Raw genomic sequence first — 25,020 nt, 5'->3', positions numbered from 1 at the left:
CAGGGCGGCACCGGCCGCAAGTCACGCTTCGTGACGTGACGGCGCGCGGCCGCCGCGCGATTCCTGCGGGCATGACCCTGCTGCTGCCGCGCCGCGGCCTGATCCTCGCCACCCCCGCCTTGATCCTGTCTGGCTGCGCCCAGGCCCAGCCCTCCGGTGGCACGCCGGCGCAGATGGAGGGGCCCTATTACCCCCGCGCCATCCCGGACGATGCGGATGCCGATCTGCGCCAGGTCGCCGGCCTCGGCCAGGCGGCGCAGGGCCGGCCGCTGCTGCTGGCGGGCCAGGTGCGCAACCTGGATGGCGCGGCGCTGCCCGGCGCCGTGGTGGAGATCTGGCAGGCCGACCATGCCGGCATCTACCTGCATCCGCGCGAGGGCCGCCTGGCGCAGCGCGATTCCGGCTTCCAGGGCTATGGCCGCGCCCGCGCCGATGCCGCGGGGCGCTACGCCTTCCGCACCATCCGCCCCGGCCAGTATCCCGGCCGCACCCCGCATATCCACCTGCGCGCCCATCCCCCGGCGGGCGGCCCGCCCCTGACCACCCAGGTCTATTTCCCGGATGAGCCGCTGAATGCCCGGGACGGGCTGCTGAACCGGGTGGCCGCGCCGCAGCGCGCCCTGTTGCTGGCGCGGCTTTCCGCGACCGATGAGGGCCAGCGCGCGGAATTCGATGTGCTGCTCCCCTAGGGCCTATGGACAGCTGGGCTGCGGGCGCGTCCGGCGGCGCTTTTCCGCGCTGGGTGCGTCAGCCATGCTCGCCGATGGATAGCCATCGGCTCCCCTGTCTTCCTTCCCAGCCCGAAAAATCCCTCGCCGGCCACATCCCGGCCCCAACTGTCCACAGGCCCTAGCCGCAGGGGTTGCGAAGGGGCCGCCCCCCTGCCACACACGCGCCGCCTTTTCGCGGCGCTGAAGACTGATGACCGACGACCCTCCGAACCCCGCCTTGCTGCCCGCTGGCCTGTCCGACGTGCTGCCGCCCGAGGCGGAGCGCGAGGCGATGCTGGTCGAGGTGCTGGCCGAGACCTTCGCCCGCCATGGCTATGAGCGGGTGAAGCCGCCGCTGCTGGAATTCGAGGACAGCCTGCTCGCTGGCTCCGGCGCCGCCGTGGCGGAACAGACCTTCCGGCTGATGGACCCGGTCAGCCACCGCATGATGGGGCTGCGCGCCGATACTACGCCCCAGGTCGCCCGCATCGCCGCCACCCGCCTGGCCCGCGTGCCGCGCCCGCTGCGGCTGAGCTATGCCGGCCAGGTGCTGCGCGTGCAGGGCACCCAGCTGGCCCCCGCCCGCCAGCTTCCCCAGGCCGGCGTCGAGCTGATCGGCCCCGAAAGCGCCGAGGCCGATGCCGAGGTCGCGGCCGTGGCGGCGGAGGCGCTGGCCGCCGTCGGCATCGTCGATGCCTCGCTGGACATCACCCTGCCGCGCCTGGCCCCCGCCTTGCTGGACGAGGCCGGGGTGCAGGGCGAGGCCCGGCGCAAGCTTGCCCGCGCGCTGGACCGCAAGGATGCCGCGGCGGTCGCCGAGCATGCCGCCCGCGCCGGTGGCGCCGCCCTGCTGCTGCCCGCCCTGCTGGCCGCCGCCGGCCCCGCCGATGCGGCGCTCGCCGTGCTGCAGGTGGAGGCGCTGCCGCCCGCGGCGCGGGCCATCGCGGACCATGCGGCGGCGGTGGTCGCCGCCATCCGCGCCCGCGCGCCGGCGCTGCGCATCACGCTGGACCCGCTGGAATTCCGCGGCCTGCAATACCACACGGGCGTCGCCTTCACGATCTTCGGCGCCGGCCGCACCGGGGAGCTGGCGCGTGGTGGCCGCTACCTTTCCGGCGAGGAGCCGGCCACCGGCATGACGCTCTATCCCGATGCCGTGCTGCGCGCCGTGCCGGCCGCAGCGCCACGGATGCGCGTCTTCCTGCCGCAGGGCGCCGATGCCGGTCAGGCCACCGCGCTGCGCGCCCGGGGCCTGGCGACGGTGGCGCAGCTGGCCGCCTCGGATACGGCGCAGTCGCTGCGCTGCACGCATGTGATGGACAGCACCGGCGCGCCGCGCCCGGTTGAGGAGTAGTCGCGATGGCCAATGTCGCCGTCATCGGCGCCCAATGGGGCGACGAGGGCAAGGGGAAGGTTGTGGACTGGCTCGCCAGCCGGGCCGACATCGTGGTGCGGTTCCAGGGCGGCCATAATGCCGGCCATACGCTGGTGGTGGGCAACCAGGTCTACAAGCTGTCGCTGCTGCCCTCCGGCGTGGTGCGCGGCAAGCTGGGCGTGATCGGCAATGGCGTGGTGCTGGACCCCGATGCGCTGCTGTCCGAGATTTCACGCGTTACCGCGCAGGGATTGTCGGTGACCCCCGAGAACCTGCGGATTGCGGAAAACGTGCCGCTGATCCTGCCGCTGCACTCGGCCATCGACAAGGCGCGCGAAGTCGCGCGCGGCGCCCATGCCATCGGCACCACCGGCCGCGGCATCGGCCCGGCCTATGAGGACAAGGTGGCGCGCCGCGCCATCCGCCTGTCGGACCTGGCGGAGCCGGAGGTGCTGTCGCACAAGCTCGATGAGCTGCTGCTGCACCACAACACCCTGCTCAAGGGCCTCGGCGCCGAGACCTTCGACAAGCAGGACCTTCTGGACCGGCTGCTGGCGCTGGCGCCGAAGCTGCTGCCCTATGCCGAGCCGGTGTGGGAGCTGATGGACGCGGCGCATCACGCGGGCAAGCGCGTGCTGTTCGAGGGCGCGCAGGCGGTGATGCTGGATGTCGACCACGGCACCTATCCCTTCGTCACCTCCTCCAACACCGTGGCCGGCAATGCCGCGGCGGGGGCGGGCGTCGGGCCGAAGCAGATCGGCTACGTTCTTGGCATCGCCAAGGCCTACACCACCCGCGTCGGCAGCGGGCCTTTCCCGACCGAGCTGAAGGACGACACCGGCCGCCTGCTGGGCGAGCGCGGCCATGAATTCGGCACCGTCACCGGCCGCCCGCGCCGCTGCGGCTGGTTCGATGCCTGCATGGTCCGCCAGGCGGTGAAGGTCGGCGGCATCGAGGGGCTGGTGCTGACCAAGCTCGACGTGCTGGACGGGCTGAAGGAGCTGCGCATCTGCACCGGCTACCAGGTGGACGGCCAGGTGCTGAAGCGCCTGCCGGCCTCGATCGCGGCGCAGGAGAAGGCGGTGCCGGTCTATGAGGTGCTGAACGGCTGGTCCGGCTCCACCCGCGGCGCGCGCAGCTATGCCGAACTGCCGGCCGAGGCGGTGAAATACGTGCGCCGGATCGAGGAGCTGGTGGAGGCGCAGGTGGTGCTGCTGTCCACCAGCCCGGACCGCGACGACACCATCATGCTGCGCGACCCCTTTGCGGGTTGAGGAGACACCGCGATGAGCCAGGCCGAGGAATTCCACAACCTGGATGACGAGACGCAGGGCCTGGCCCGCGTCCTGGCGCCCGGCGTCACCACGCGCATCTTCCCGGGCGAGCACGCCATGCTCTCCGTCGTCACCATCGCGCCCAATGGCATGGGCACGCTGCATGACCACCCGGAGGAGCAATGGGGCGTGCTGCTGGATGGCAGCGCCATCCGCATCCAGGGCGGCGAGGAAATCGCCGTGAAGAAGGGTGACTTCTGGCGCACCCCGGGCGGCGTGCCGCACACCATGAAGGCGGGGCCCGAGGGCTGCCGGGTGCTGGACATCTTCGCCCCGCCGCGCGAGGCCTATCGCAAGCAGGGCCAGGGCTTCGGCTGAGCCGCGCCGCCCCCCGCCGGCGGGCGGGGGCGCGGTGATTTCCGGCCGATAATTCATCTAGACATCCGGTTGTCATCCCACTGTCACAGGGGCAGGCTTTGGCCATGCCCCTCCTCCGCGACAGCCGTACCGACGACATCCCCGCCCTCGCCGCGATCTACGCCCATTGGGTGACGCATGGCCTGGCCAACTTCGAACTGACCCCCGCCCGAGGCCGCCGAGATGGCGCGGCGGCGGGAGGCGGTGCTGGCGGCCGGCTATCCGCATCTGGTGGCGACGGATGCGGCGGGGCGGGTGCTGGGCTACGCCTATGCCAGCGCCTACCGGCCCCGCCCGGCCTATCGCTTCGCCGTGGAGAACAGCGTCTATGTGGCCCCCGATGCCGGGTGCGGTGGCATCGGCAGCGCCCTGCTCTCGGCGCTGGTTGAACGCTGCACAGCCGCCGGCTTCCGGCTGATGGTCGCGGTGATCGGCGATAGCGCCAATGCGGCCTCCATCGCCCTGCACCGGCGCGCCGGCTTCCGCCATGCCGGGCTGATTCCCGCGATCGGCTGGAAGCATGGGCGCTGGGTGGACAGCGTGCTGATGACCCGGCCGCTGGGAGAGGGCGATTCGACGCCGCCCGAGGCATGACCGGCGCCATCAGCCGCGCCGAGGCCGACCGCGCCTCCCGCAATGCCTCCCTCGTGCTCGGACTGACCCTGCCGGGCGATACCGTGCTGTACCTGCTGCTGCCGCTGCATGCGGCCGCCTTCGGGGTGACGCTAGCGGAGGCCGGGCTGCTGCTGGCCGCGAACCGGCTGGTGCGGATCCTGGGCTATGGCTGGGTGGCGAGCTTTTACGAGCGGGCCGGCCCGCGCCAGGCCTGCCTCTGGGCGGTGCTCGGCGCCGCCTGCGCCACCACGTGCTATGCGGTGCTGCCGGGGGTCTGGTGGCTGCTGCCGGCCCGGCTGCTCTGGGGCCTGTCCTTCGCCGCCATGAACATCGCCACCCAGGCGCTGGCCACCGCCGAGGCCGGCGGCGCCGCGCGGCGCAGCGGCACCTCCCGCGCCATCATCGCCACCGGGCCGATGCTGGGGCTGCTGGCCGGCGCCGTGGTGGCGGAGATGGCGGGACCGCGGGTGGTCTTCCTCGGCCTCGGCCTGCTGTCTCTGCTGGCGCTGCCCTTCGCCTGGCGCCTGCCGGACGGGGAGGGGGCGCGGCTGCGCAGCGCCGGGCCGCGCTTCGCCCTGCCCAGGCCGCTGGACGTCTGGTCCTTCATCCAGGGGCTGACGCTGGATGGGTTGTTCGTGCTGGGCCTCGCCTTCCTCGCCGCCGCCGCGCTGCCGCAGGGGGCGGCGCTGGCGGCCGGCGCGGCGCTGTCCGCGCGCTACCTGGCGGAGGTGCTGCTGGGCCCGCCGGCCGGGCGGATGGCGGAGCGCATCGGCGCGGCGCGGCTGCTGCTCTGGGTCTCCCTGGCCTCGGCGGCCGGGCTCGCGGTGATCGGCGCGGGCTGGCTCTGGGTCGGCAGCCTGGTGGTGGTGGGGCTGCGCGGCCTGCTGCAGCCGCTGCCCGCCCCGGTCGCCGCCGCCCGCGCGGCGCCGGAGGAGCGCGTGGCCGCGCTGGCGCGGCTGGCCACCTGGCGGGATATCGGCGCGGGGATCGGCCCGCTGGTGGCGGGGGTGCTGCTGCCCCTGGTGCCGGCGCTGTGGCTGTATCTCGGCGCCGCCGCCCTGCTGGCGGCGGCGTCCTTGGCGGCGCTGCGGCGGTAGCGCGCCGTCAGCCCGCCTCGGCCAGAAGGCTCTTCAGGTCCAGCCGCTTGGTGCACATCTTCAGCCGGCCGTCCTCCAGCCGCGGCCAGTCCTCCCGCGGCCGGTCGCGGTACAGCTCCACGCCATTGCCGTCCGGGTCACGCAAGTACAGCGCTTCCGAGACGCCATGGTCGCTCGCGCCTTCCAGCGGCCAGCCGGCCTCGACCAGCTGCTTCAGGGCGCGGGCCAGCGCCTGGCGGTCCGGCAGCAGCAGGGCCACGTGATACAGGCCGGTGCTGCCGAAGCCGGGCGGGCTGCCGCCGGCGCTTTCCCAGGTGTTCAGCGCGATATGGTGGTGGTAGCCGCCGGCCGAGAGGAAGACCGCTTGGTCGCCGATTCGCTGCTGCACCTCCAGCCCGATCAGGTCGCGCCAGAATCGCAGGCTGCGCTCCAGCTCCGCCACCTTCAGGTGGACATGGCCGATGCGGGCGCCGGCGGGCATGGTGTAGGGGGCGGTGCGTGCCTCGGTTTCCCGTTTGGCATCTTCGATGATGGCTGACATGGCGGGGCTCCTGTCTTTCTGACACGAAAGATGCGCATGGCTGCCCCCCGGGTCCAATCCGGTGGGCATATAGGCCCCATCGCCCGGGATGATGGCGCCCGCGCCGGCGCCGCTCAGCCCTGCTTGGCGCCCGGACCGTCCAGAGCGCGGCGGATGCGCCGTGCCACCTCTGCCCGTCGATAGGGCTTCTGCATCATCGGGAAGCCATGCGGCCGGGTGCCGGCGCTGGCCGCCTCCTCCCGCGGATCCACGAAGCCGGTCGAGAGCAGCACCCGCAGGCCGGGCCGGCGCCGCCGCGCCTCGCTGGCCAAGGTGATGCCGTTGATGCCGCCGGGCATGACCACGTCGCTGAACAGCAGGTCGAAATGCCGGTCCTCATCCGCCAGCAGGCCGAGCGCGGTCGGGCCGTCGCCCGCCGTCTCCACGCGATAGCCCAGGTCGCCCAGCATGCCGGCCGCGAGGTCCAGCACCTCGGCATCGTCATCCACCACCAGGATCCGTTCCCCCTGGCCCTGCGGCTCATCCACCGGGTCCGGGGCCTGGCGTGCCGGCTGCTGCGCCACGGAGATCTCCTCTCCCAGCGCCGGAAAGCGCAGGCGAACGGTGGTGCCGCGGCCTTCCAGGCTTTCGATGCGCAGGAAGCCGCCGGACTGGCGGACGAAGCCGTAGACCTGGGCCAGGCCGAGGCCCGAGCCCTTGCCCACCTCCCGCGTCGTGAAGAAGGGTTCGGTGACGCGGTCCAGGATGGCGGTGGGGATGCCGATGCCGGTATCGGTCACGGCCAGCTCGACGAAGCCAGGCTCCAGGGTCTCGGCCTCCGGCATTTCGGCCGCGGGCACCTCGCGGGTGGCGATCGTCACCTCGCCGCCCTGTGGCATGGCGGCGGCGGCATTCATCAGCAGGTTGACCAGCGCCGATTCCAGCTGGTCCGCATCCAGCCGCGCCGGCGGCAGGCCTTCTGCCAGATCCAGCTTCAGCGCCATGCCGCCCACCGCCCGCGACAGCAGTTCCGAAAGGCTGCGCAGCGAGGCGTTGAGATCCGTGGGCTGGCCGTCCAGCCGTTGCCGGCGCGCGAAGGCCAGCAGCTGCCGGGTGAGGTTGGCGCCGCGCCGCGCCGCCTCCAGCGCCCCCTCGTGCCGGCGCTGGGCGCGCGGATTGCCGGATTGCTCGATCAGCGGACGCAGCACTTCCAGCGATCCGACGACGACCTGCAGCAGGTTGTTGAAGTCATGCGCCACGCCGCCGGTGAGCTGGCCCAGCGCCTCCAGCCGTTGCGAGCGGCGCAGCGCGATCTCGGCCTCCCGCCGCCGCGTCACGTCGAGCTGGCTGCCGAAATAATACAACAGGCTGCCATCGCTGCCGAAGACCGGGCTGACGAAAAGCGCGTTCCAGAAGGGCGTCCCGTCCTTCCGGTAGTTCAACAGCTCGATCGCCAGGTCGGTGCGGGCCGCGACGGCCTGGCGGATCTGCGCCACCTGCAGCGGGTCCGTGTCCTTGCCCTGCAGGAAGCGGCAGTTCCGGCCCAGCACGTCCTCGGCCGTATAGCCGGTCATCCGCTGGAAGGCCGGATTGGCGAAGACGACGGGATTATCGGGCTGGTTTGGATCGGTGACGATCATCGGCATCCGCGTCATCTCGATCGCGGCGAAGAAGACGTCTCCGCTGTTCAGCGCCTCGCGGTGGCACGGTTCGGCGCGGGTCGCATCGGGGGGGGCGTCGGGGGGCTCATCGGGCAGGGGCCCGCGGCCTTGGGGTGAGGGGTCGTATTCCACGGTGAGGAGAAGCCTGGCGAACCTCGGAAGTTCCGCCCCCGCCTGCGCTCGCCAGCAACAAGGGGTGAAGATGTGCCGCGAAAGACATACGCCCCGCCTCCGGCTGGAGGCAGGGCGCGGCTTGGGGTGAGGCAGGCCGGATCGGGCGATCCGGCCGATCGGACGGTCAGGCGGTGCCGAGGCGGCGCTCGACGATCTGCGTCTTCATGCTCTTCTGCAGCTTCTCGAAGGCGCGCACCTCGATCTGGCGCACGCGCTCGCGGCTGATGTTGTACTGCTGGGACAGCTCCTCGAGCGTCGTCGGCTCGTCCTTCAGGCGCCGCTCGATCAGGATATGGCGTTCCCGGTCGTTCAGCGTCTTCAGCGCGGCGCCCAGCAGCTCGCGGCGGTTGGACATGTCCTCCCGCTCCGCCAGCTCGGTCTCCTGGCTCTCGCCGTCATCCACCAGCCAGTCCTGCCACTCGCCGTCGCTATCTGCGCGGACCGGGGCGTTCAGGCTGTTGTCGGGCGAGGCGAGGCGGCGGTTCATCGAGATGACGTCCGCTTCCGGCACGGCCAGCACGCGGGCGATCTTCTCGACCTGCTCGGGCTTCAGGTCGCCTTCCTCCAGCGCCGCCATCTGGCCCTTCAGCCGGCGGAGGTTGAAAAACAGCTTCTTTTGCGCGGCCGTCGTCCCCATCTTCACGAGGGACCAGCTGTGCAGGATGTATTCCTGGATGGCGGCACGGATCCACCACATGGCGTAGGTCGCCAGGCGGAAGCCGCGGTCCGGGTCGAAGCGCTTGACGGCCTGCATCATGCCGACATTGCCTTCGGAGATCAGCTCGCCCACCGGCAGCCCGTAGCCGCGGTAGCCCATGGCAATCTTGGCGACGAGGCGGAGGTGGGAGGTGACCAGGCGATGGGCGGAAGGCTCGTCGCCCTCCTCCTTCCACCGCTTGGAGAGGTTGTACTCCTCCTCCGGCGTCAGCATCGGGAACTTGCGGATCTCCTGCAGGTACCGGGAGAGGTTACCCTCGGGAGCCATCGGAATGGACAAAGTGGAAGCCATGGTGAGAACTGCCTCCTGCGTCGCCTGACGCCCCCCGTGACGGCGGGGCCCATGGCGGCTGTGCTGTTCTGCCAACGTCGGCCGGGCCCTCCCTTTCCATACCTGACCCGGTCACGACGGGGTGATATGGCGGGGCGCTCCTTCACCGGGTTCGGCACCCGGGCCGGGGGGCGCAAGCGGCACCCGCCCGAAGCTGGCTTGCTGGAGTCTTAGATCGTATCCGCGACGGGATCAAGAAAAACCGACCTGCAAGGTAGGTTTACGTTTGGTTACCTCGCTGTAACATGCCCCTCCAGCGCCCGCAGCAGCTCCGCCATGTCCGGCGGCAGGGCCGCGGTGAAGGATAGCGCCGCGCCGGTGACCGGATGGCGGAAACCCAGCGTCGCGGCATGCAGCGCCTGGCGCGGGAAGCCTGTCAGCGCTTCGCGCAGCGGGGCGGCCAGGTTACGCGCGGCCGCCGGCACGCGCTTCAGATAGACCGGGTCGCCGACCAGCGGATGGCCGATATGGGACAGGTGCACGCGGATCTGATGCGTGCGGCCCGTCGCCAACCGGCAGCGCAGCAGGGCGCAGGCGGTGCCGAAGGCGCGTTCCGTGCGGTAGCGGGTCAGGGCGTGCTTGCCGTTGCGGGTGACCACTGCCATCCGCTTGCGGTCCATCGGGTGGCGGCCGATGTCGCCGGTGATCTCGCCCTCCGCCGGGCTGGGCAGCCCCCAGACCAGCGCCAGGTATTCGCGGTCCAGGTCCCGGTTGGCGAAGGCGGCGGATAGCGCCGTATGCGCCGCCTGGGACTTCGCCACCACCATGACGCCGGAGGTGTCCTTGTCCAGCCGGTGCACGATGCCGGGGCGGGCCTCGCCGCCGATGCCGGTCAGATCCTCCGCCGCATGCGCCAGCACGGCATTCACCAGCGTGCCGTCGGGATTTCCGGGGGCGGGGTGCACCACCAGCCCTGCCGGCTTGTCCAGCACGATCAGGTCCCGGTCCTCGAAGAGGATGGTCAGGGGGATGTCCTGCGGCTGCGGCACCGCATCCTCCGGCGGCGGCAGGCGGAGGGCGTAGCGCGCGCCCGGGCGCACCGACTCGGCCGGGTCGTGCACCGGCACGCCGTCGCGACTCGCCTGGCCCTGCTCGATCAGTGCCTTGACCCGGGACCGCGAGAGGCCGCCTATCGCGCCGGCCAGCGCATCGGTCAGGAACCTGTCCGCGCGCAGGCCGGCGGCCTCCGGCGGGGCCTGGATTTCATGGGTCTGGCCCGCGAAGGGGCCGGGAAGGGAGGTTTGCGTGGCGGCGCTCAAATGGCTGGTCGGGGTGATGGGGGTGCTGATTATTCTCGGCACCGTGGGCCTGGTTGTGGTTCTCGTCCAGCGCATGGGTGGTGCGGGGCGGGAGGTCGCGCTGCCGCCCGCCTCGCTCGGCCAGCCGGCCGGCACCCGCATGCTGTCCCTGGCCGGGGCGGAGGGGCGGTTCGCGGTGCTGGTGGCCCGGCCGGATGGCACGGAGCGCCTGCTGCTGCTGGACCCGCAGCGCGGACGCGTGCTGGGCGAGTTGCGCGTGGCCGATTGATGGCGCATCGCAAGCCGAATCTTCCCGAGAAGATCTGCGCCGCCTGCGCCCGGCCCTTCGCCTGGCGCAAGAAATGGGCGCGGGACTGGGAGGCGGTGCGCTTCTGCTCGGAAGCCTGCCGTAGCGGCCGTCGCCAGGCGGCGGTGACGAAGCCGATGGCGAAAGTGACAAAAACCGCGTCCGGGCGGCTTGATCCCCCGGCAGCGGAAGGCTAATCAGCCGACCTCACGACGCTTCGGCGCCGCGAGCAGTCCGGGTCCCCTTCGTCTAGAGGCCTAGGACACCGCCCTCTCACGGCGGTAACAGGGGTTCGAATCCCCTAGGGGACGCCACTTCCACTCTTGGCAACCTGGTTCTTGGCCACGCGGCCGCGCCGTCAGGCGCGGGTTTTGCGCGCGCGGCTGGCGGGTTTGGCGGGACAATTCCGGCTTGCGCCTGCGCGCGCCCCCCGACTGAATGGCCATCCAGCCAGCCGACCCAGCACGATGTCCTGCTTGTTGGGGGCCTCTGCCGCGCGTGACCTGCCACGTGTCCACCGACTTCGACCCGAACACCACCTTCCGCGACGAAACCTCGGCCGCCGCAGGCGCAGCCTCCGGGCCGATTAGAACATTCCTCTCGTGCAAGGCTTCCGAAAGGGCGCAGTCTGCCGCGACAGCGCATTCGCCAGGACCGGCCCAGGTGAGCATCGAGAAGCTGGACGACGAGAAGCTGCGCCGTGTGGTGGGCGGAGGGTCAAGCGCGAGCGAACTGGCCGAGTTGCATCAACAGATGTCGTCTCTTCGAGCAGACTTAGATGGATCCCGCCGAGCTCGCCCGGCTCACCAACGACCTGATCCAGCAGATGAGGGACAGTCTCGCGCCGACCGTGATCACGGGCACCGCCGGTCATGACCTGCTCTTCGGAACCAGCGGAAATGACGTCATGCTCGGCGGCGCCGGCAGCAACATCCTGTTCGGCGGAGAGGGCCACAACACCTTCATCGCCAACGACCGCGACGGCACCGCGGATATGGCATTCGGCGGGCAGGTCGCGGACAGCTTCATCTGGTCGCCAGGCAGCGGCTTCGACTTCTTCGATGGCGGGCTGGGGATCGATGTCCTGGCGCTGCAGGACGTCTCGCTGCAGCAGTTCATAGCGGGTCTTCGGGTTGAAGGCCTGTCGATCTCCCAGCTGCCCCCGCACGGCGTCCTGCCGGTCTTCGCCCAGACCGCGGATGGCTTCGAGTGCAGGTTCGTCAACTTCCAGGGACAGCAGCTGACCATGACGGGCCAGGTCTGGGTCGGTGGGGCGTGCGTCAACTTCGCGAATACGGAGAGGATTACCTCCTAGTCCCGGTCCTCTTCGCCGAACCTTTCGCTGCACCGCAGCAGCCCCTTGCGCCCGGCGGCGTTTGGCCCCGATGATCGCCGGCAGAACAACGCACTGCCAATCGGGGGCTTCAGACATGATCCTTTCTCGCCGCGCGATCCTGGCGGCCGGCCTTGCCGCGCCCGCACTGCTGCCCCGGCAGGCCCGGGCGCAGACCACCCGCTGGCAATTCGCCACGCCCTATCCGGACGGCAATTTCCACACCCGCAATATCCGCGACTTCATCACGGCGGTGGAGCAGGGCTCCGGCGGCCGGCTGGCCATCCAGCTGCACAGCAACGGCGCGCTGCTGCCGCTGCCGCAGATCAAGCGCGGCGCGCAGACCGGCCAGGTGCAGCTCGGCGAGATCCTGATCTCCGCCTATGGCAACGAGGATCCGCTGCTCGAGGTGGACAGCATCCCGCAGCTGGTCACCAGCTACGCCGGCGCGAAGAAGCTGGCCGACCTGTCGCGCCCGATGCTGGAGGCGCGGCTGGCGCGGCAGGGGCTGTCGCTGCTTTACACCGTGCCCTGGCCGCCTTCCGGCTTCTACACCAACTTCCCGGTCGAGACGCTGGAAGCGCTGCGCGGCACCAAGATGCGCACCTTCAACGTGATGACGAATCGCTTCGCCACGCTGATCGGCGCGACGCCGACGCTGGTGCAGGCGGCCGAGATCCCGCAGGCCTTCGCCACCGGCGTGGTGAATGCCATGGTCACCTCCGCCGCCACCGGCGTGGACAGCGCCGCCTGGGACTACGCGAAGTTCTTCACGCCGATCGGCTTCACCTGGACCAAGAACGCGGTCTTCGTGAACCGCCGCGCGCTGGAGGCGCTGCCCGCCGAGGTGCAGGCCACCATCCGCAGCGCCGCCGCCGCCGCCGAGACGCGCGGCTGGGCGATGAGCGAGGCGGCGCGGGATTCGGCGCAGGCCACGCTGGGCAGCCGCGGCATGACCGTGGCCGAACCCTCGGCCGCGCTGATGGAGGGCATGGCGCGCGTCGGCGCCACCATGGCCGAGGAATGGGCCGGCCGCGCCGGGGAAGATGGCCGCAAGATCATCGCCGACCTGCGGGCGGCCGGCTGAGATGCGCGCGCTGCGCAGCGGCCTGGACCTGCTCTACCTGGCCGGCGGGATTGCCGGCGGCGTGGCGCTGGCCTCCATCGGCGCCATCATCGCGCTCCAGGTGATCGGCCGGCAATTCGGCCTGTCCCTGGATGGCGCGGACGACCTGACCGCCTTCGCCGTCGCCGGTTCCGCCCTGCTGCCGCTGGCCTATGCCTTCCGCCAGGGCGCGCATATCCGCGTCGACCTGATCATCGGCCATGTGAAGGGCGGCACGCGCTTCGCGATGGAGGCGCTGGCGCTGGTCCTGGGCGCCGGGCTTGCCCTGTTCCTCGCCTATTCGGTGGGCGACCTCGCCTATGATTCCTGGCAGTTCGAGGATGTGGCGCAGGGCACCGTGCCCTGGCTGCTCTGGATCCCGCAGGCGGCCTGCGCGGTGGGCTGCGGGCTTTTCGCCCTGGCGCTGCTGGACGACCTGGCGGTGCACCTGGCCGGGGGCACGCCCTCCTACCGCCGCGTGGCGGAGGAAACGGCGGTGGAACGCGCGATGGGGGAGATCTGAGCATGGACCTCGCGCAGACCGAGGCCGGGCTGCTGCTGCTCGGCGTGCTGTTCCTGATCCTGGGCCTCGGCGTCTGGATCGGGCTGGGGCTGTTGATGACGGGCCTGGTCGGCGTCGTCGCCCTGCCGATGCTGATGACCGGCATGGCCAGCTTCCCGGCGGAGAAGGTGCTGGGCAGCGCGGTCTGGGGCTCGCTCGCCAGCTGGACCCTGGCGGCGCTGCCGCTGTTCATCTGGATGGGCGAGATCCTGTTCCGCACCCGATTGTCGGAGGACATGTTCCGCGGCCTGGCGCCCTGGGTGCAATGGCTGCCGGGGCGGCTGATGCATGTGAACGTGATCGGCTGCGGCATCTTCGCCGCCGTCTCCGGCAGCTCCGCCGCCACGGCGGCGACCATCGGCAAGATGTCGCTGCCGGCGCTGACACAGCGCGGCTACCACCAGCCGCTGGCGATCGGGTCGCTGGCCGGCGCCGGCACGCTGGGGCTGCTGATCCCGCCTTCCATCGTCATGATCGTCTATGGCGTGGCGGCGGAGGTCTCGATCGTCCGGCTGTTCATCGCGGGGCTTGGCCCGGGCATCCTGCTGATGGCGCTGTTCTCCGGCTATATCGCCATCTGGTCGCTACTGAACCCGAAGCTGGTGCCGCCGCCCGATGCGCCGATGCCCTTCCGCGAGAAGCTGCGCGCCAGCGGGCAGCTTTTCCCGGTGATGCTGCTGATTGGCTTCGTCATGGGCAGCATCTATTTCGGCTGGGCCACCGCGACGGAAGCCGCGGCCTTCGGCGTGGCCGGCGCGCTGGCGCTGTCCGCCTGGGGCGGCACGCTGAACCGCAAATCCTTCGGCGAGAGCCTGATGGGCGCGGTAAAGCTGTCCTGCATGATCAACCTGATCCTGGCGGGCGCGGCCTTCCTGACCAAGGCCATGGCCTATTCCGGCATTCCGGCGGCGATGGCCACCTGGGTCGGCAGCCAGGGCTTCAGCCCCTTCATGATCATCGCCGTGCTGACGCTGATCTACCTGGTGCTGGGCTGCTTCATCGACGGCATCAGCATGATCGTGCTGACGGCTTCCGTGGTGCTGCCGATCATCGCGCAGACCGGCTTCGACCTGATCTGGTTCGGCATCTTCATCGTGCTGGTTGTGGAGATGGCCCAGATCACGCCGCCCGTCGGCTTCAACCTGTTCGTGCTGCAGGGGCTGACGGGGAAGGGGATGATGACGGTGGCGCGCAATACGATGCCCTTCTTCTTCCTGATGGTCATCGCGGTGGCGCTGGTTACGCTTTTCCCCGGCATCGTCACCTGGCTGCCCAATACGATGATGGGCGGCTGAACGGCGAAAGGGCCGGGGGCTTTCGCCCCCGGCCCCGTTTCGCCTGGTCCCGATAAGCGGGATCAGCGCGGCGGCATGGACCCGGTCGAGCCGCCCGAACCACCCGTGCCGCCCGTGCCCGGATCGGCATCGGTGGCCACACCGCTGCGCTCGGCCGCGGTGCCGGAGGAATTCGGCATGCCGGGCACGCCCGGGCGGGTCGGCCGCGTCATGGCGCCGCCACCCGAACCGCCGGTACCGCCCGCGCCCGGATCGGCGCCGGTCGCCGTGCCGCTGCGTTCCATCGGGTTGGTCGTGCCGCTGCCGCCGTAGTTGGGGCTGTTGCCGCCCATGCGCGAGCTGCCGCCCGAACCGCCCGTGCCGCCGGTGCCCGGATCGGCATCCGTCGCCACGCCGCTGCGGTCCGCATTGGTCTGGCTCATCTGGCCGCCGGAGGTGCCGCCCACCGCGCCGCCGCCCATATAGGCCGCGTTCGGGTTGGTGCGGGCCGGGCGGGTCGCCTGCGTGCTGCCGCCGCTGACATTCAGCGCCGCCATGGTGGCGGAATCGGCGCGTCCGGTGGCGGACAGGTTGTTGGCGCGCTGGAACTCGCGCAGCGCGCTGCGGGTGCGCGGGCCCATGATGCCGTCGACGCTGCCCGCATTATAACCGCGCTGGTTCAGCGCTTCCTGCACCTGGCGGGTGGACCCGCTCATGCTCGCGCGGCTGGAATTGCCGTCGCCGGGGATGCGGGTCTCGGGGTTGTCCCAGACCGGGCGGCCGAGATTAACCTCGCTCGGCGAGGTTGTGGCGGCGGTCACGGCACCCGCGCCGCCGCCGATCGCGGCCCCAGCCAGCGCGCCCACCGGCCCGCCCAGCGCACCCACGCCGGCACCCGTCGCGGCACCCGCGGCAGCGCCGCCTGTGACCCGCTCCTGCGGATCGGTGCCGCAAGCCGCCACCATCAGGCTAAGCGCCGCGGCGCCGAGAAGACGTGCCTTGTTGGTCATTCGATCGTTCCTTCCATTGTGGCCGCCCGATGCCGAGGACCGTTGTGGTGACGGTCCAACGCGACATGCCGTGAAATGGTTGCAACGCCGTGGCAGCATCGCGTCGCGCACGGAATCGCGACGTCCGGGCGAACCGCGGCCCGGCTGATCCGTTGCGGGAACATGTGGGCCATCATCATCACCTTCCTGCGCACCTGGGGCCTGATCGTGGTGCTGGTCGCGGCAGGGCTTGCCGTCGCCTATCGCTTCGTCGCCCCGCCGCCGCCGCAGCTGCTGCGCATCGCCACCGGACCTGGCCCGGACAGCGCCTATGCGCGCGCCACGCAGCGCTATGCGGCGGCGCTGCGGGCCGAGGATTTCACGGTGGAGCTGGTGGAAAGCCAGGGCAGCGTGGAGAACCTGGCACTGCTGCGGCAAGGAAAGGTCGATTTCGCGCTGGTGCAGGCCGGCGTCGCCGTGGCCGCGCCGGCCGCCGCCGCGCAGGGCGCGCGCAACAGCGACGAGGTGCGCCTGGTCTCGCTGGGCGCCGTCTTCTTCGAACCCGTCTGGGTCTTCGTGCGCCGCGACAGCGGCCGGCAGCGGCTGCAGCAGCTGAACGGAGCGCGCATCGCCATGGGGCCGGAGGGCAGCGGCACCCGCGCCCTGGCGCTGGCGCTGCTGGAGGTGAATGCCGTGTCGCCCGACAGCTACGTGGCCTCGCCGCTTTCCGGCATCCAGGCGGCGGAGGCGCTGCTGGCCGGGCAGCTGGATGCAGCGGTCTTCGTCGCGGCGGAGCCTGGCCCGGCCATCTCCCGCCTGATGACGGCGACGGAGCGGGTGGAGCTGGTGGATTTCGAAACCCGCGCGGCCGCCTATGCCCGCCTGCTGCCCTATGTCACGCCGGTGGAACTGCCGCGCAGCGGCTTCTCGCTCGCGCTCGACCTGCCGACGGAGGATGTGGTGCTGCTGGCGCCCGCGGCCTCCCTGCTCGCCAAGGCGGATGTGCATCCGCAGCTGGTCAGCCTGTTCATCCGCATCCTGCAGGCCGAGCATCGCGGCCGGCAGAGCTTCGCGCCGGAGGGGCGCTTCCCCTCCGCGCTCAACCCGGATGTGCCGCTGCACCGCGACGCCGCGCGCTGGTACCAGAGCGGCCCCACCTTCCTGCAGAGCTGGATGCCCTTCTGGGTGGCGGTGACGGTGGAGCGGATGTGGGTGCTGCTGATCCCGCTGCTGACCCTGGCGCTGCCGCTGATCCGTTTCGCCCCGCCGCTCTACACCTGGCAGATGGAAAGCCGCATCTACCGCTACTACGACGACCTGCGCGGGATCGAGGAGGCGCTGCCGCGCGCCGCCGATCCGCCGGCGCGCGACGCGCTGCTGGCGCGCCTCAACGGGCTGGAGGCGAAGCTGCAGAAACTGTCGGTGCCCGCCGCCTATGGCCGCCAGTTCTACGCGCTGCGCCGCGACATGGCCTGGCTGCGCGAGCGACTCAGCCCGAGGGGCTGAGCACCCCGGCACCGACCAGCGCCGCGATGCGCGCCGCGATGGCGGGCGCGGCGGCGGCTTCCAGCCCCAGCAGCCGCACCACGCCGGCCACCAGCTCCGCCTCCGTCGAGCCGGGCAGGGCGGTGAGCAGCGCGCGCGCCGCGGCCTCCACCTCGGCCGGCGGCAGCAGGGCGGCGCGGCGCAGATGCTGGGCGGCGGCGCGGCGGTCGCGCGGCTGTACGGGGCCGGCGCCCTCCGCCGTCCAGAAGCCGGCGGCCTCCGCCACGCCTTCCAGCTGCGCGGCCAGGCGCAGCGCCTGGGTCAGGGCGCTGCGGTCGCTGGCGGAGAGCGTGTCCTGCCCGAACACCATGCGCGCGCGTTCCAGCACCGCCTCGCCATGCACCGGCTGTTCCACGCTGATGATCTCGGCCAGCAAGGCGCGCAGCTGGGCGGCGGTGGCGGCGGCGATGTCCTGGGCCGGCTTGGCCGGCGCGGCTTCCGCATAGGGTGGCGCCAGTCCCGGATCGGGGCTTGCGGGCGCGGCGGCGGCGGCCGGCGGCGCCACGCCGAGCGCGGCGCGCAGCCTGTCCCGCTCCGCCTCCGGCCGCTGCAGCCAGGCGAGGCTCCAGGCCCGGTGCAGCCGCCAGCCCATGCGGCCGAGGGCGGCGGCGCGGCCATTGTCGCGATCGCGCGCGCCGCGCAGCGAGGCCCAATCCGCGGCATCGGCCTCGACGCCCAGCACATAGTCACCCTCCCGCCGCGCCGCGACATCAAGGAAGAGGCCTGCGCTGCCGACGCGCGCCACCGGCTGCATGCCGGCCGCGCTGATTTCCTCGGCAATGAGGCGGGACAGCGGCGCCGTCGCCTCGCTGCCGGTGGCGCGCCGATCCTCGCCGGATTCGGCGAACTGCAAGAAGGTCTTCAGCGCGGCAACGCCGGCGCCGCTGGCGCGCGACAGGTCGATGTCCTCCGCGGTGATGCCGGAGAAGACGACGCAGCGCGTCTTGGCGCGGGTGATCAGCACGTTCAGCCGGCGCTCGCCGCCCTCGGCGGAAAGCGGGCCGAAGCGCATGGCGAGCTTGCCATCGGCGCCGGGCGCATAGCCGACGCTGATGAAGATGGCGTCGCGCTCGTCGCCCTGTACGTTTTCGAGGTTCTTCACGAAGAAGGGCTCGTGCGGATGCGCGGTGAAGAAGCCTTCCGCGGAATCGTCCTGGCGGCGCAGCGCCTCCACCGCGTCCAGGATCGCGTCGCGCTGGCGCAGCGAGAAGGCGGCGACGCCCAGCGTCTGCTGTGGCGTTTCCTTCGCATGGCGCAGCACGGCTTCCGCCACCGCCTGCGCCTCCGCCCGGTTCACGCCGGCGCCCGCCTGCCATTCGCCGGCGACCTTCACCAGCGACAGGCCGAGCGCCGGGGATCGGCCGCGGGGGGAGGGCAGCACCACCAGCCTTCCGCCGTAGAATGCGGCATTGCTGGTGGCGATCAGGCTCTCGTGCCGGCTGCGATAGTGCCAGCGCAGCATCACGTTGGGCACGCCGCGCGCATTGGCCAGGCCCAGGATGCTCTCGACCTCCCGCGCCGCGACCGTCTCCGTCGCGTCGTCCTCCTCCGGCATCTCCTCCTCGGAGGTCATGCGCTGGAAGAAACGCGTCGGCGGCATCTGCTTGTCGTCGCCGACCACCACCACCTGGCGGCTGCGCGCGATGGCGCCCAGCGCATCGACGGGCTCGATCTGCGAGGCCTCGTCCATCACCAGCAGGTCGAAGCTCAGGCCCGGCTTCAGGCCATGCGGCGGCGCCAGCAGCTGCGCGACGGAAAGCGGCGACATCAGGAACACCGGCTTGGCCGCCTGCACGGCATTGCCGGCGCGCACCAGAAGTTCGCGCACGGGCAGGTGGCCGCGCTTCTTTTCGAACTCGCCCAGAAGCAGGCGGTGGCCGGGCATGTCGCGCACCCGTGCGAGCGCGGCCGAATGGGTGGCGGCGGCCTCCCGCCGCGCCAAAGCGATGCGCGCCGCATCGGCTTCGGCGAAATCGGCGAGGAGCCGGTCGAAGCCGGCGCCGTCGAAGGCGGCCAGCGCCGGGTCGGCGCGCATAGCTGCCTTCAGCAGCGCCTCGTCCAGCGCATCCTCCAGCGCCTCCGCGGCCTGGTCCGGCGGCAGGCTGACGTCGGCCAGCCGCGCAACCACCGGCGCCAGGTCCGGCCCCGCCGCCTGCACCGCGCGGCGCCAGGCGAGCCAGGGCGTCAGCGCCTCCGGCTGCGCGGCCCAGTCGCCGAGCCGGGCCGCGATCTGGCCCAGCGGCGGGTCCTCGGCGCCGAAGGCGGCGGGCAGGTCGAGCGCGGTGGCCTCGGACAATTCGGTTAAGGCGTCGAGCGCGGCCTGGATCGGCGCGGCCTCCAGCACCGGCATGCCGGCCGCCAGCGCCGCGGCGGCCTCCGCGCCATGCCGCGCGCGCCAGTCGACCAGCGCGGCCATGGCCGGCGCATCGCCCCAGAGCGTGCCGAAGGCGGCGCGACCGGTGGTCTCGCCCTGCACCAGGGCGCGGGCGGCGGACTGACCGGCCAGCGCGGCGTCCAGCGTGGGCAGCACCTCCGCCCCCGGCGCCACCACCGCTGCTGCCAGCGCCTTGGCGGCGCGCTGGGTCGAGGAAAGGAAGGCGAAGAAGCCGCCGCCCTCGGCCAGGGTGGCGCGGGCTTCGGCCAGGCCCCGCGCCTGCAACGCGCCGGGCAGCAGCCGCGCATCGCGCTGCGCGGCCTGCAGCCTGGCGGTGGCCTCGGCCAGGGCGGCGAGTGGCGCCGGCTCCGCCGCCCAGGCAGGTTGGGACAGCGCCGCCGCGTCATGGGCCGGCGCAGCGGCGATGGCGGCGGAAAGCGTCAGCAGCAGCTCGGCGCCGGCCGGTCCCGGCTCGGACAGCACCATGGCGGCCGGGGCCAACGCGGTGGCGCCCGCGGTCAGCGCGCGAATCAGCGCCGGCAGCCGCGCCAGCAGACGGTCCTGCGCCATCGGCTGGATCTCCGTGCCGACGCCGCGCCAGATGCTGCCCGGTCCCGCCGCGGCGCAGGCGGCGAGTTCCGCCACCGCCGCGCGCGCCGCGGCGATCCGGGCGGCATCCCAATCTCCCGCCGGCAGCGTGAAGCCGGCGGGCGGGGCGCCTTGGGCGCGCCGCGCCGCGAGCCGCCCCACCACCGCATGCAGCGGCCGGCCGCTTTCCCCCACCGCCGCGCCCATGGCGCGGGCATGCGCGTTCAGCCGGCCGCGCAGCGTGCCCAGCCGGCGCAGCACCGGCGCGCGATCCGGCATCGGCACCGGCGGCGCGGCCAGCGTCGCGCGCAACTCGTCCAGCACGGCGCGCTTCGATTGCTTCTCCGCATGCAGTTCCAGGCAGGCGGGTCCGAGTCCCACCTGGGCGAGGCGGCGCTCCACCACCTCCAGCGCCGCCAGTTTTTCGGCGACGAAGAGCACGGTGCGCCCATCCAGCACGGCCTGGGCGATGATGGTGGCGATGGTCTGGCTCTTGCCCGTGCCCGGCGGCCCCTGGATCACCACATGGCCGGCCGCGGCCTGCGCGCCGAGGCGCACCGCCTCCGCCGCCAGGGCCTGGCTGCCATCCATCTCCATGACGTGGTCGAGGCGTTCCACCGGGATCGCCGCATCCACATCGGCCTCCGCGTCCAAGGGCACGGCGCCTTCCAGCGCTTCGCCGCCCACCAAAGCGCGGATCATGCCGTGCTCCAGCAGGCCGGGATTCACGGCGGGGTCCAGGTCCCGCCACATCAGGAATTTCTGGAAGGAGAACAGGCCCACGGCGAGCGAATCGGCCTCGACCCGCCAGCCCTCGCGCGCGCCGATCGCGCCGCGCACCGCCTCCGCCCAGGCGGCGACCGCGAATCCCTCCTCTGGGAAGGGCGGCAGTTCGACGCGGAATTCTGAAAGCAGCTTCTGGCGGAGCGAGAGATTCTCCTCCACCTCGCCGCCCGCCGCGCGCAGCCGGTATTGCTGCGAGACGCCCTGGCGCTCCAGCACCACCGGCAGCAGCGCGAGCGGTGCCAGGCGCTCGGTCTCCGGCGTCGCCGGATCGCGCCAGGCCAGGGCGCCGAGGGCGAGGGAGAGGGTGGCGATGCCCGTCTCCTCCCGCGCCGTGCGCGCATCCTGCATCAGGTCGCGCAGGCGCCGGGCTAGGTCCTCCTGCGGCAGGCGGGCGCGCAGGCGGTTGTCACGGCGCGCCTCCTCCCGGCTCTGCGCTGCATCGGCCATGCCGACGCCGTCCACCCGCACGGCGCGGCGGCCGCGGCGGGGTGGGGCTTCCGGTGCATCGGCCACCGCCTCGAAGCCGAAGGCGCGGCCTTCGGCCAGGGCGGCCAGGACGAAATCCGCATCCTCGTCATCCAGCAGCAGCACGCCGCGGGACCGGCCGGGCTTCGGCAGCGACAACAGCCGGTTGCGGGTGGAGAGGTCGAGCAGGCCGCGCCGCGCGGCCTCCAACTGATCCGCCAGCAGGGTCATCGGGTGCCGAGCAGGCGCTGGATGCGCAGCTCCTCGAGGTCCATCTCATGCTCCAGCGTGGCCAGCATCATGTCGTTCACCGCGCCAATCCTATGCTGCTCCAGCAGCGCACGCCGGCCGGCGCGCAGCGCGGCGAGGCGAATGCGCATCCGCGCCTCCAGCTCCGCCTGGCCGGAGCCGGCGGCGACGCCGTGATAGACCCGCGCCCTTTCGCGGAACTCACTGACGAGGTCGCGCGCCACGGCGCCTTCCAGGATATCCTCGGCGCGCTGCTCCACCTCGGCCAGCGTCGCCTGGGCGACGTGGCGGCGGGCGGCGGCTTCCTCCGGCCCCATGCCCGCCACGCGCGGTTCCGTCACGCCGAAGCGGCGGATCACCCATTTCAGCGTCGTGCCCTGCAGCACCAGCGTCGCCAGGATGGCGCAGAAGGCGAGGAAGACCAGCAGGTCGCGCTGCGGGAAATCCAGCGGCAGGGCCAGCGCCGCGGCCAGCGAGACCACGCCGCGCATCCCGGCCCAGGAGATCACCACCAGATGCCCGAAGGGCGCCGTCCGCCGCCCCTCCCGCGGCCCCGGCAGCACGCGCGGCACCAAAGCGGAGGGAAAGACCCAGAGGAACCGGCTGAGGATCAGCGTCGCGGACAGCGCCAGCGCCAGCCCCGCCAGCTCCAGCACCCCATGGGCCGAGATCCGGTCCAGGATGCCGCGCAGCTGCAGCCCGACCAGGATGAAGACCAGGCTGGTCAGCACGAATTCCACGAAGTTCCAGACCGCGCGCGCGCTGATCCGGCTGTCCGGCCGCAGCACGCGATGCTGCAGCTGGCCCATGATGAGGCCGGTGCTGACCACGGCGATGACGCCGGACAGGTTCAGCGCCTCCGCCGCGAAGAAGCTGGCGAAGCAGGCGACGAAGCTGGCGGCGATTTCCAGCAGCGTATCCTCCAGCCGGCGGAAGGCCCAAGCGGCGAGCCAGCCGATGGCCAGCCCCATCAGGATGCCGCCCACCGCCACCAGGAAGAAGGAGGCGACGGCCTGTTCCAGCGCGATGCCGCCGGCGGCCACCGCCGCGATGGCGAAGCGATAGAGCACCAGCGCCGTCGCGTCATTCACCAGGCTCTCACCCTCCAGCACCGTCACCAGGCGGCGCGGCATGGGCAGACGGGCCAGCACCGCGGCGGCGGCCACCGCATCCGGCGGTGCCACGATGGCGCCCAGCGCCACGGCGGCCGCCCAGGGCAGATCAGGGATCAGCAGCTTGGCGACGACCGCGATGCAGAGCGCGCTGAACAGCACGGCGCCCACCGCCAGGAACAGGATGGGCCGGAGATTGGCGCGGAAGGCGCGCCAGTCCGTGCGCCAGGCGCTGGCCTGCAGCAGCGGTGGCAGGAAGAAGGCCAGCGCCAGTTCCGGGTCCAGCGTGACGCTGGGCAGGCCGGGGATGAAGGCCAGCACCATGCCGCCCACCACCAGGATGACGGCATAGGGCAGGTTCAGCCGCCGCGCGAGCAGCGCGAAGCCGATACAGGCCGCGATGAGGGCCAGAACGGCCTGCACGATCTCCATGACGCCAGCCTATCCGGTCTGCGGGCCGGGCTGGCAAGCGCCGGTTTCGCGGGGCCCTTGGGCGGCGCGCAGGGGCTTCCCATTTTGGGAGGCGAAAGGATCTTCCCGATGCTGGACGCCCCGATACCCCTGCAGGATCCGGACCTGCTGGATGCCTATTCCCTCGCCGTCACCCGCGCCGCCGCCCGCGCCGCGCCGGCGGTCGTGCATGTCGCCATCGAGGGCGCGCGTGGCCGCGGCAGCGGGTCCGGCGTCGTCGTCTCCCCGGACGGGCTGGTGCTGACGAACAGCCATGTGGTGGCCGGTGCGACGCGAATCGAGCTGACCACGCCGGAGGGCGCGCGATTCGCCGCGCGGCTGCTGGGCGACGACCCGGATACCGACCTCGCCTTGCTGCGCGCCGAATCGGATGCCGCGCTGCCGGCGGCCGAGCTTGGCGACAGCGCCGCGCTGCGGGTGGGGCAGGTGGCGGTGGCCATCGGCAATCCGCTCGGCTTTTCCTCCACCGTCACCGCCGGCGTGGTCAGCGCGCTGGGGCGGAGCCTGGCCGGGCGCGGCGGGCGGCCGATCGAGGACCTGATCCAGACCGATGCGGCGCTGAACCCCGGGAATTCCGGCGGCGCGCTGGTGGACAGCCAGGGCCGCGTCATCGGCATCAGCACGGCGATGATCGGCGGCGCGCAGGGGCTGTGCTTCGCGGTGGCCGCCAATACCGCGCGGCTGGTGCTGGGCCAGCTGGTGCGCTTCGGCCGGGTGCGGCGCGCGGTGCTCGGCCTGACCGGGCAGCGGGAGGCGGTGCCGCGGCGCTTCGCCCGCGCCCATGGCCTGGCGCAGGCGACCGCGCTGCTGGTGGGGGATGTCGTGAAGGGCGGACCGGCGGATCGTGCGGGGCTGGAGCGCGGCGACCTGCTGGTCTCGATCGGCGGCCAGCAGGTGGCCGGCGTGGACGACCTGCTGCGCTGGCTGACCGGGGAGCGGGTTGGCCAGGCGGCGGAGGCGGTGGTGCTACGCCGGGGCGATCTGCGGCGGATGCAGGTGGTGCCGGCGGAACGGGGGTGAGGGGCTACCGCTTCCGGGTCAGCGCCAGCACCAGGACGATGGCCGCGATGATGACCACCGCGACCATGCCCTCCACCACCGCGAAATTCGGCGCGTCCCGTGCCACGAAAAGCGCGGTTACGGCACCGGCCGCGACCAGCAGGCCGCGCAGAAGCAGGCTCATTTCGGCTCTCCTTCCCGCCCGGCCTCCAGCGTCTCGATCCGCTGCAGCGCGCGGCGCAGCATATCGGTGATCTCGACCATCTGCCGTTCGCGCATCAGGTCCAGCTTTTCATGCAGCAGGGCGATCTCCGCCTCGGCCCGCAGGTTCACCTGATAATCCGCCACGGAACGGTCGCGGTCGAGATCCGATTGCCGGTTCTGGCTCATCATGATGATGGGCGCCGTATAGGCAGCCTGGAAGGACAGGACGAGGTTGAGCAGGATGAAGGGGTAGGGGTCCCAGGCCTCGGAGCCGATCAGCGCATTGGCCAGGATCCAGACGCCCAGCAGGCCGGACTGGATCAGGATGAAGCGCCAGGACCCCACCCTGGCCGCCACCGCATCGGCCAGCCGGTCGGCCAGGCTGAGCGGGACCGGCGCCTTGCGCCGGCGCTGCTTGGCGCGGGCGATGGTGCGGCGGATATGCGTGGGGTGGGACATGGGCGTTGATCCTGCGGCCGGCGGAACCCTACACCCGCCGCGCCAGCCCGGCCCCGCGCCCTGCGCAGG

23 protein-coding genes and 1 tRNA gene are annotated in these 25,020 nt (G+C 72.1%); 15 read left to right on the top strand and 9 right to left on the bottom strand.

Annotated features, from left to right (window positions below):
- Nucleotides 1-71 precede the first annotated feature (71 nt).
- From J3S20_RS26415 to J3S20_RS26390, 6 genes are all read left to right on the top strand, one after another.
- Complete coding sequence (locus J3S20_RS26415; protein WP_216839922.1) at nucleotides 72-689, top strand: dioxygenase family protein; 618 nt, start codon at nucleotides 72-74, stop codon at nucleotides 687-689.
- Between the two features lie 232 nt (nucleotides 690-921).
- Nucleotides 922-2,064, top strand: coding sequence for an ATP phosphoribosyltransferase regulatory subunit (locus tag J3S20_RS26410; RefSeq protein ID WP_216839921.1), 1,143 nt, complete (start codon nucleotides 922-924; stop codon nucleotides 2,062-2,064).
- Between the two features lie 5 nt (nucleotides 2,065-2,069).
- Nucleotides 2,070-3,359 carry an adenylosuccinate synthase gene (locus J3S20_RS26405; protein ID WP_216839920.1) on the top strand — a complete coding sequence of 430 codons (1,290 nt, stop codon included), beginning with the start codon at nucleotides 2,070-2,072 and terminating at the stop codon, nucleotides 3,357-3,359.
- 12 nt (nucleotides 3,360-3,371) lie between these two features.
- The gene (locus J3S20_RS26400; protein ID WP_216839919.1) at nucleotides 3,372-3,737 is read left to right on the top strand and encodes a cupin domain-containing protein; all 366 of its coding nucleotides are present in this window, start codon (nucleotides 3,372-3,374) and stop codon (nucleotides 3,735-3,737) included.
- A gap of 222 nt (nucleotides 3,738-3,959) precedes the next feature.
- Nucleotides 3,960-4,370 carry a GNAT family N-acetyltransferase gene (locus tag J3S20_RS26395; protein ID WP_343215308.1) on the top strand — a complete coding sequence of 137 codons (411 nt, stop codon included), beginning with the start codon at nucleotides 3,960-3,962 and terminating at the stop codon, nucleotides 4,368-4,370.
- Nucleotides 4,367-5,488 (top strand): MFS transporter, encoded by a 1,122-nt coding sequence (locus J3S20_RS26390; RefSeq protein ID WP_216839918.1) that lies wholly within the window; start codon nucleotides 4,367-4,369, stop codon nucleotides 5,486-5,488. The genes J3S20_RS26395 and J3S20_RS26390 overlap by 4 nt, the downstream gene beginning before the upstream one ends.
- Before the next feature lie 7 nt (nucleotides 5,489-5,495).
- On the opposite strand, the gene J3S20_RS26385 is transcribed toward J3S20_RS26390, so the two are convergent.
- The 4 genes from J3S20_RS26385 to J3S20_RS26370 form a co-directional block, all read right to left on the bottom strand.
- A complete protein-coding gene (locus tag J3S20_RS26385; protein WP_216839917.1) occupies nucleotides 5,496-6,029 on the bottom strand; it encodes a VOC family protein in 534 nt (177 codons plus the stop codon).
- Nucleotides 6,030-6,142: 113 nt separating this feature from the next.
- On the bottom strand, nucleotides 6,143-7,801 hold the full coding sequence (locus J3S20_RS26380; RefSeq protein ID WP_216839916.1) for a histidine kinase famiy protein: 1,659 nt from the start codon (nucleotides 7,799-7,801) through the stop codon (nucleotides 6,143-6,145).
- A gap of 166 nt (nucleotides 7,802-7,967) precedes the next feature.
- Nucleotides 7,968-8,852, bottom strand: a complete 885-nt coding sequence (gene rpoH, locus J3S20_RS26375; protein WP_216839915.1) for an RNA polymerase sigma factor RpoH — start codon at nucleotides 8,850-8,852, stop codon at nucleotides 7,968-7,970.
- 269 nt (nucleotides 8,853-9,121) lie between these two features.
- Nucleotides 9,122-10,150 carry an RluA family pseudouridine synthase gene (locus J3S20_RS26370; RefSeq protein ID WP_379793870.1) on the bottom strand — a complete coding sequence of 343 codons (1,029 nt, stop codon included), beginning with the start codon at nucleotides 10,148-10,150 and terminating at the stop codon, nucleotides 9,122-9,124.
- On the opposite strand from J3S20_RS26370, the gene J3S20_RS26365 reads away from it, so the two are divergent.
- The 7 genes from J3S20_RS26365 to J3S20_RS26335 all read left to right on the top strand — a co-directional run bounded on the left by J3S20_RS26365 (nucleotide 10,137) and on the right by J3S20_RS26335 (nucleotide 14,731).
- Nucleotides 10,137-10,418 carry a DUF6476 family protein gene (locus J3S20_RS26365; RefSeq protein WP_216839914.1) on the top strand — a complete coding sequence of 94 codons (282 nt, stop codon included), beginning with the start codon at nucleotides 10,137-10,139 and terminating at the stop codon, nucleotides 10,416-10,418. The genes J3S20_RS26370 and J3S20_RS26365 overlap by 14 nt on opposite strands.
- Nucleotides 10,418-10,633 carry a DUF2256 domain-containing protein gene (locus J3S20_RS26360; protein WP_216839913.1) on the top strand — a complete coding sequence of 72 codons (216 nt, stop codon included), beginning with the start codon at nucleotides 10,418-10,420 and terminating at the stop codon, nucleotides 10,631-10,633. Before J3S20_RS26365 ends, J3S20_RS26360 begins: the two co-directional genes overlap by 1 nt.
- Before the next feature lie 41 nt (nucleotides 10,634-10,674).
- Nucleotides 10,675-10,750: transfer RNA gene (locus tag J3S20_RS26355), tRNA-Glu, on the top strand.
- Between the two features lie 464 nt (nucleotides 10,751-11,214).
- Nucleotides 11,215-11,751, top strand: a complete 537-nt coding sequence (locus J3S20_RS26350; protein ID WP_216839912.1) for a hypothetical protein — start codon at nucleotides 11,215-11,217, stop codon at nucleotides 11,749-11,751.
- Nucleotides 11,752-11,866: 115 nt separating this feature from the next.
- A complete protein-coding gene (locus J3S20_RS26345) occupies nucleotides 11,867-12,856 on the top strand; it encodes a TRAP transporter substrate-binding protein (RefSeq protein ID WP_216839911.1) in 990 nt (329 codons plus the stop codon).
- Between the two features lies 1 nt (nucleotide 12,857).
- On the top strand, nucleotides 12,858-13,397 hold the full coding sequence (locus tag J3S20_RS26340) for a TRAP transporter small permease (RefSeq protein WP_216839910.1): 540 nt from the start codon (nucleotides 12,858-12,860) through the stop codon (nucleotides 13,395-13,397).
- Nucleotides 13,398-13,399: 2 nt separating this feature from the next.
- The gene (locus J3S20_RS26335) at nucleotides 13,400-14,731 is read left to right on the top strand and encodes a TRAP transporter large permease (protein ID WP_216839909.1); all 1,332 of its coding nucleotides are present in this window, start codon (nucleotides 13,400-13,402) and stop codon (nucleotides 14,729-14,731) included.
- A 62-nt stretch (nucleotides 14,732-14,793) separates the two neighbouring features.
- Here J3S20_RS26335 and J3S20_RS26330 read toward each other — a convergent pair whose 3' ends face one another.
- Nucleotides 14,794-15,720, bottom strand: a complete 927-nt coding sequence (locus tag J3S20_RS26330; RefSeq protein ID WP_216839908.1) for a peptidoglycan-binding domain-containing protein — start codon at nucleotides 15,718-15,720, stop codon at nucleotides 14,794-14,796.
- 162 nt (nucleotides 15,721-15,882) lie between these two features.
- Here J3S20_RS26330 and J3S20_RS26325 point away from each other — a divergent pair, with 162 nt between their 5' ends.
- Nucleotides 15,883-17,205, top strand: coding sequence for a TAXI family TRAP transporter solute-binding subunit (locus tag J3S20_RS26325; protein WP_216839907.1), 1,323 nt, complete (start codon nucleotides 15,883-15,885; stop codon nucleotides 17,203-17,205).
- Here J3S20_RS26325 and J3S20_RS26320 read toward each other — a convergent pair.
- Together J3S20_RS26320 and J3S20_RS26315 are read right to left on the bottom strand one after the other, a co-directional pair.
- Complete coding sequence (locus tag J3S20_RS26320) at nucleotides 17,189-21,688, bottom strand: DUF4011 domain-containing protein (RefSeq protein ID WP_216839906.1); 4,500 nt, start codon at nucleotides 21,686-21,688, stop codon at nucleotides 17,189-17,191. The two genes, J3S20_RS26325 and J3S20_RS26320, sit on opposite strands and share 17 nt — an antisense overlap.
- Nucleotides 21,685-23,250 (bottom strand): Na+/H+ antiporter, encoded by a 1,566-nt coding sequence (locus tag J3S20_RS26315; protein ID WP_216839905.1) that lies wholly within the window; start codon nucleotides 23,248-23,250, stop codon nucleotides 21,685-21,687. Before J3S20_RS26315 ends, J3S20_RS26320 begins: the two co-directional genes overlap by 4 nt.
- A 108-nt stretch (nucleotides 23,251-23,358) precedes the next feature.
- Here J3S20_RS26315 and J3S20_RS26310 point away from each other — a divergent pair, with 108 nt between their 5' ends.
- Nucleotides 23,359-24,309, top strand: coding sequence for a S1C family serine protease (locus J3S20_RS26310; RefSeq protein ID WP_216839904.1), 951 nt, complete (start codon nucleotides 23,359-23,361; stop codon nucleotides 24,307-24,309).
- A gap of 4 nt (nucleotides 24,310-24,313) precedes the next feature.
- Here J3S20_RS26310 and J3S20_RS26305 read toward each other — a convergent pair whose 3' ends face one another.
- Nucleotides 24,314-24,472 (bottom strand): hypothetical protein, encoded by a 159-nt coding sequence (locus tag J3S20_RS26305; RefSeq protein WP_216839903.1) that lies wholly within the window; start codon nucleotides 24,470-24,472, stop codon nucleotides 24,314-24,316.
- Nucleotides 24,469-24,951 carry a DUF1003 domain-containing protein gene (locus J3S20_RS26300; RefSeq protein ID WP_216839902.1) on the bottom strand — a complete coding sequence of 161 codons (483 nt, stop codon included), beginning with the start codon at nucleotides 24,949-24,951 and terminating at the stop codon, nucleotides 24,469-24,471. The genes J3S20_RS26305 and J3S20_RS26300 overlap by 4 nt, the downstream gene beginning before the upstream one ends.
- Nucleotides 24,952-25,020 lie beyond the last annotated feature (69 nt).

The organism is Falsiroseomonas tokyonensis (genome assembly GCF_019024325.1).
GTDB lineage: Bacteria > Pseudomonadota > Alphaproteobacteria > Acetobacterales > Acetobacteraceae > Falsiroseomonas > Falsiroseomonas tokyonensis.
Note: the sequence above shows the minus strand (reverse complement) of the source record. Positions and strands in the feature narration are given on the sequence as shown.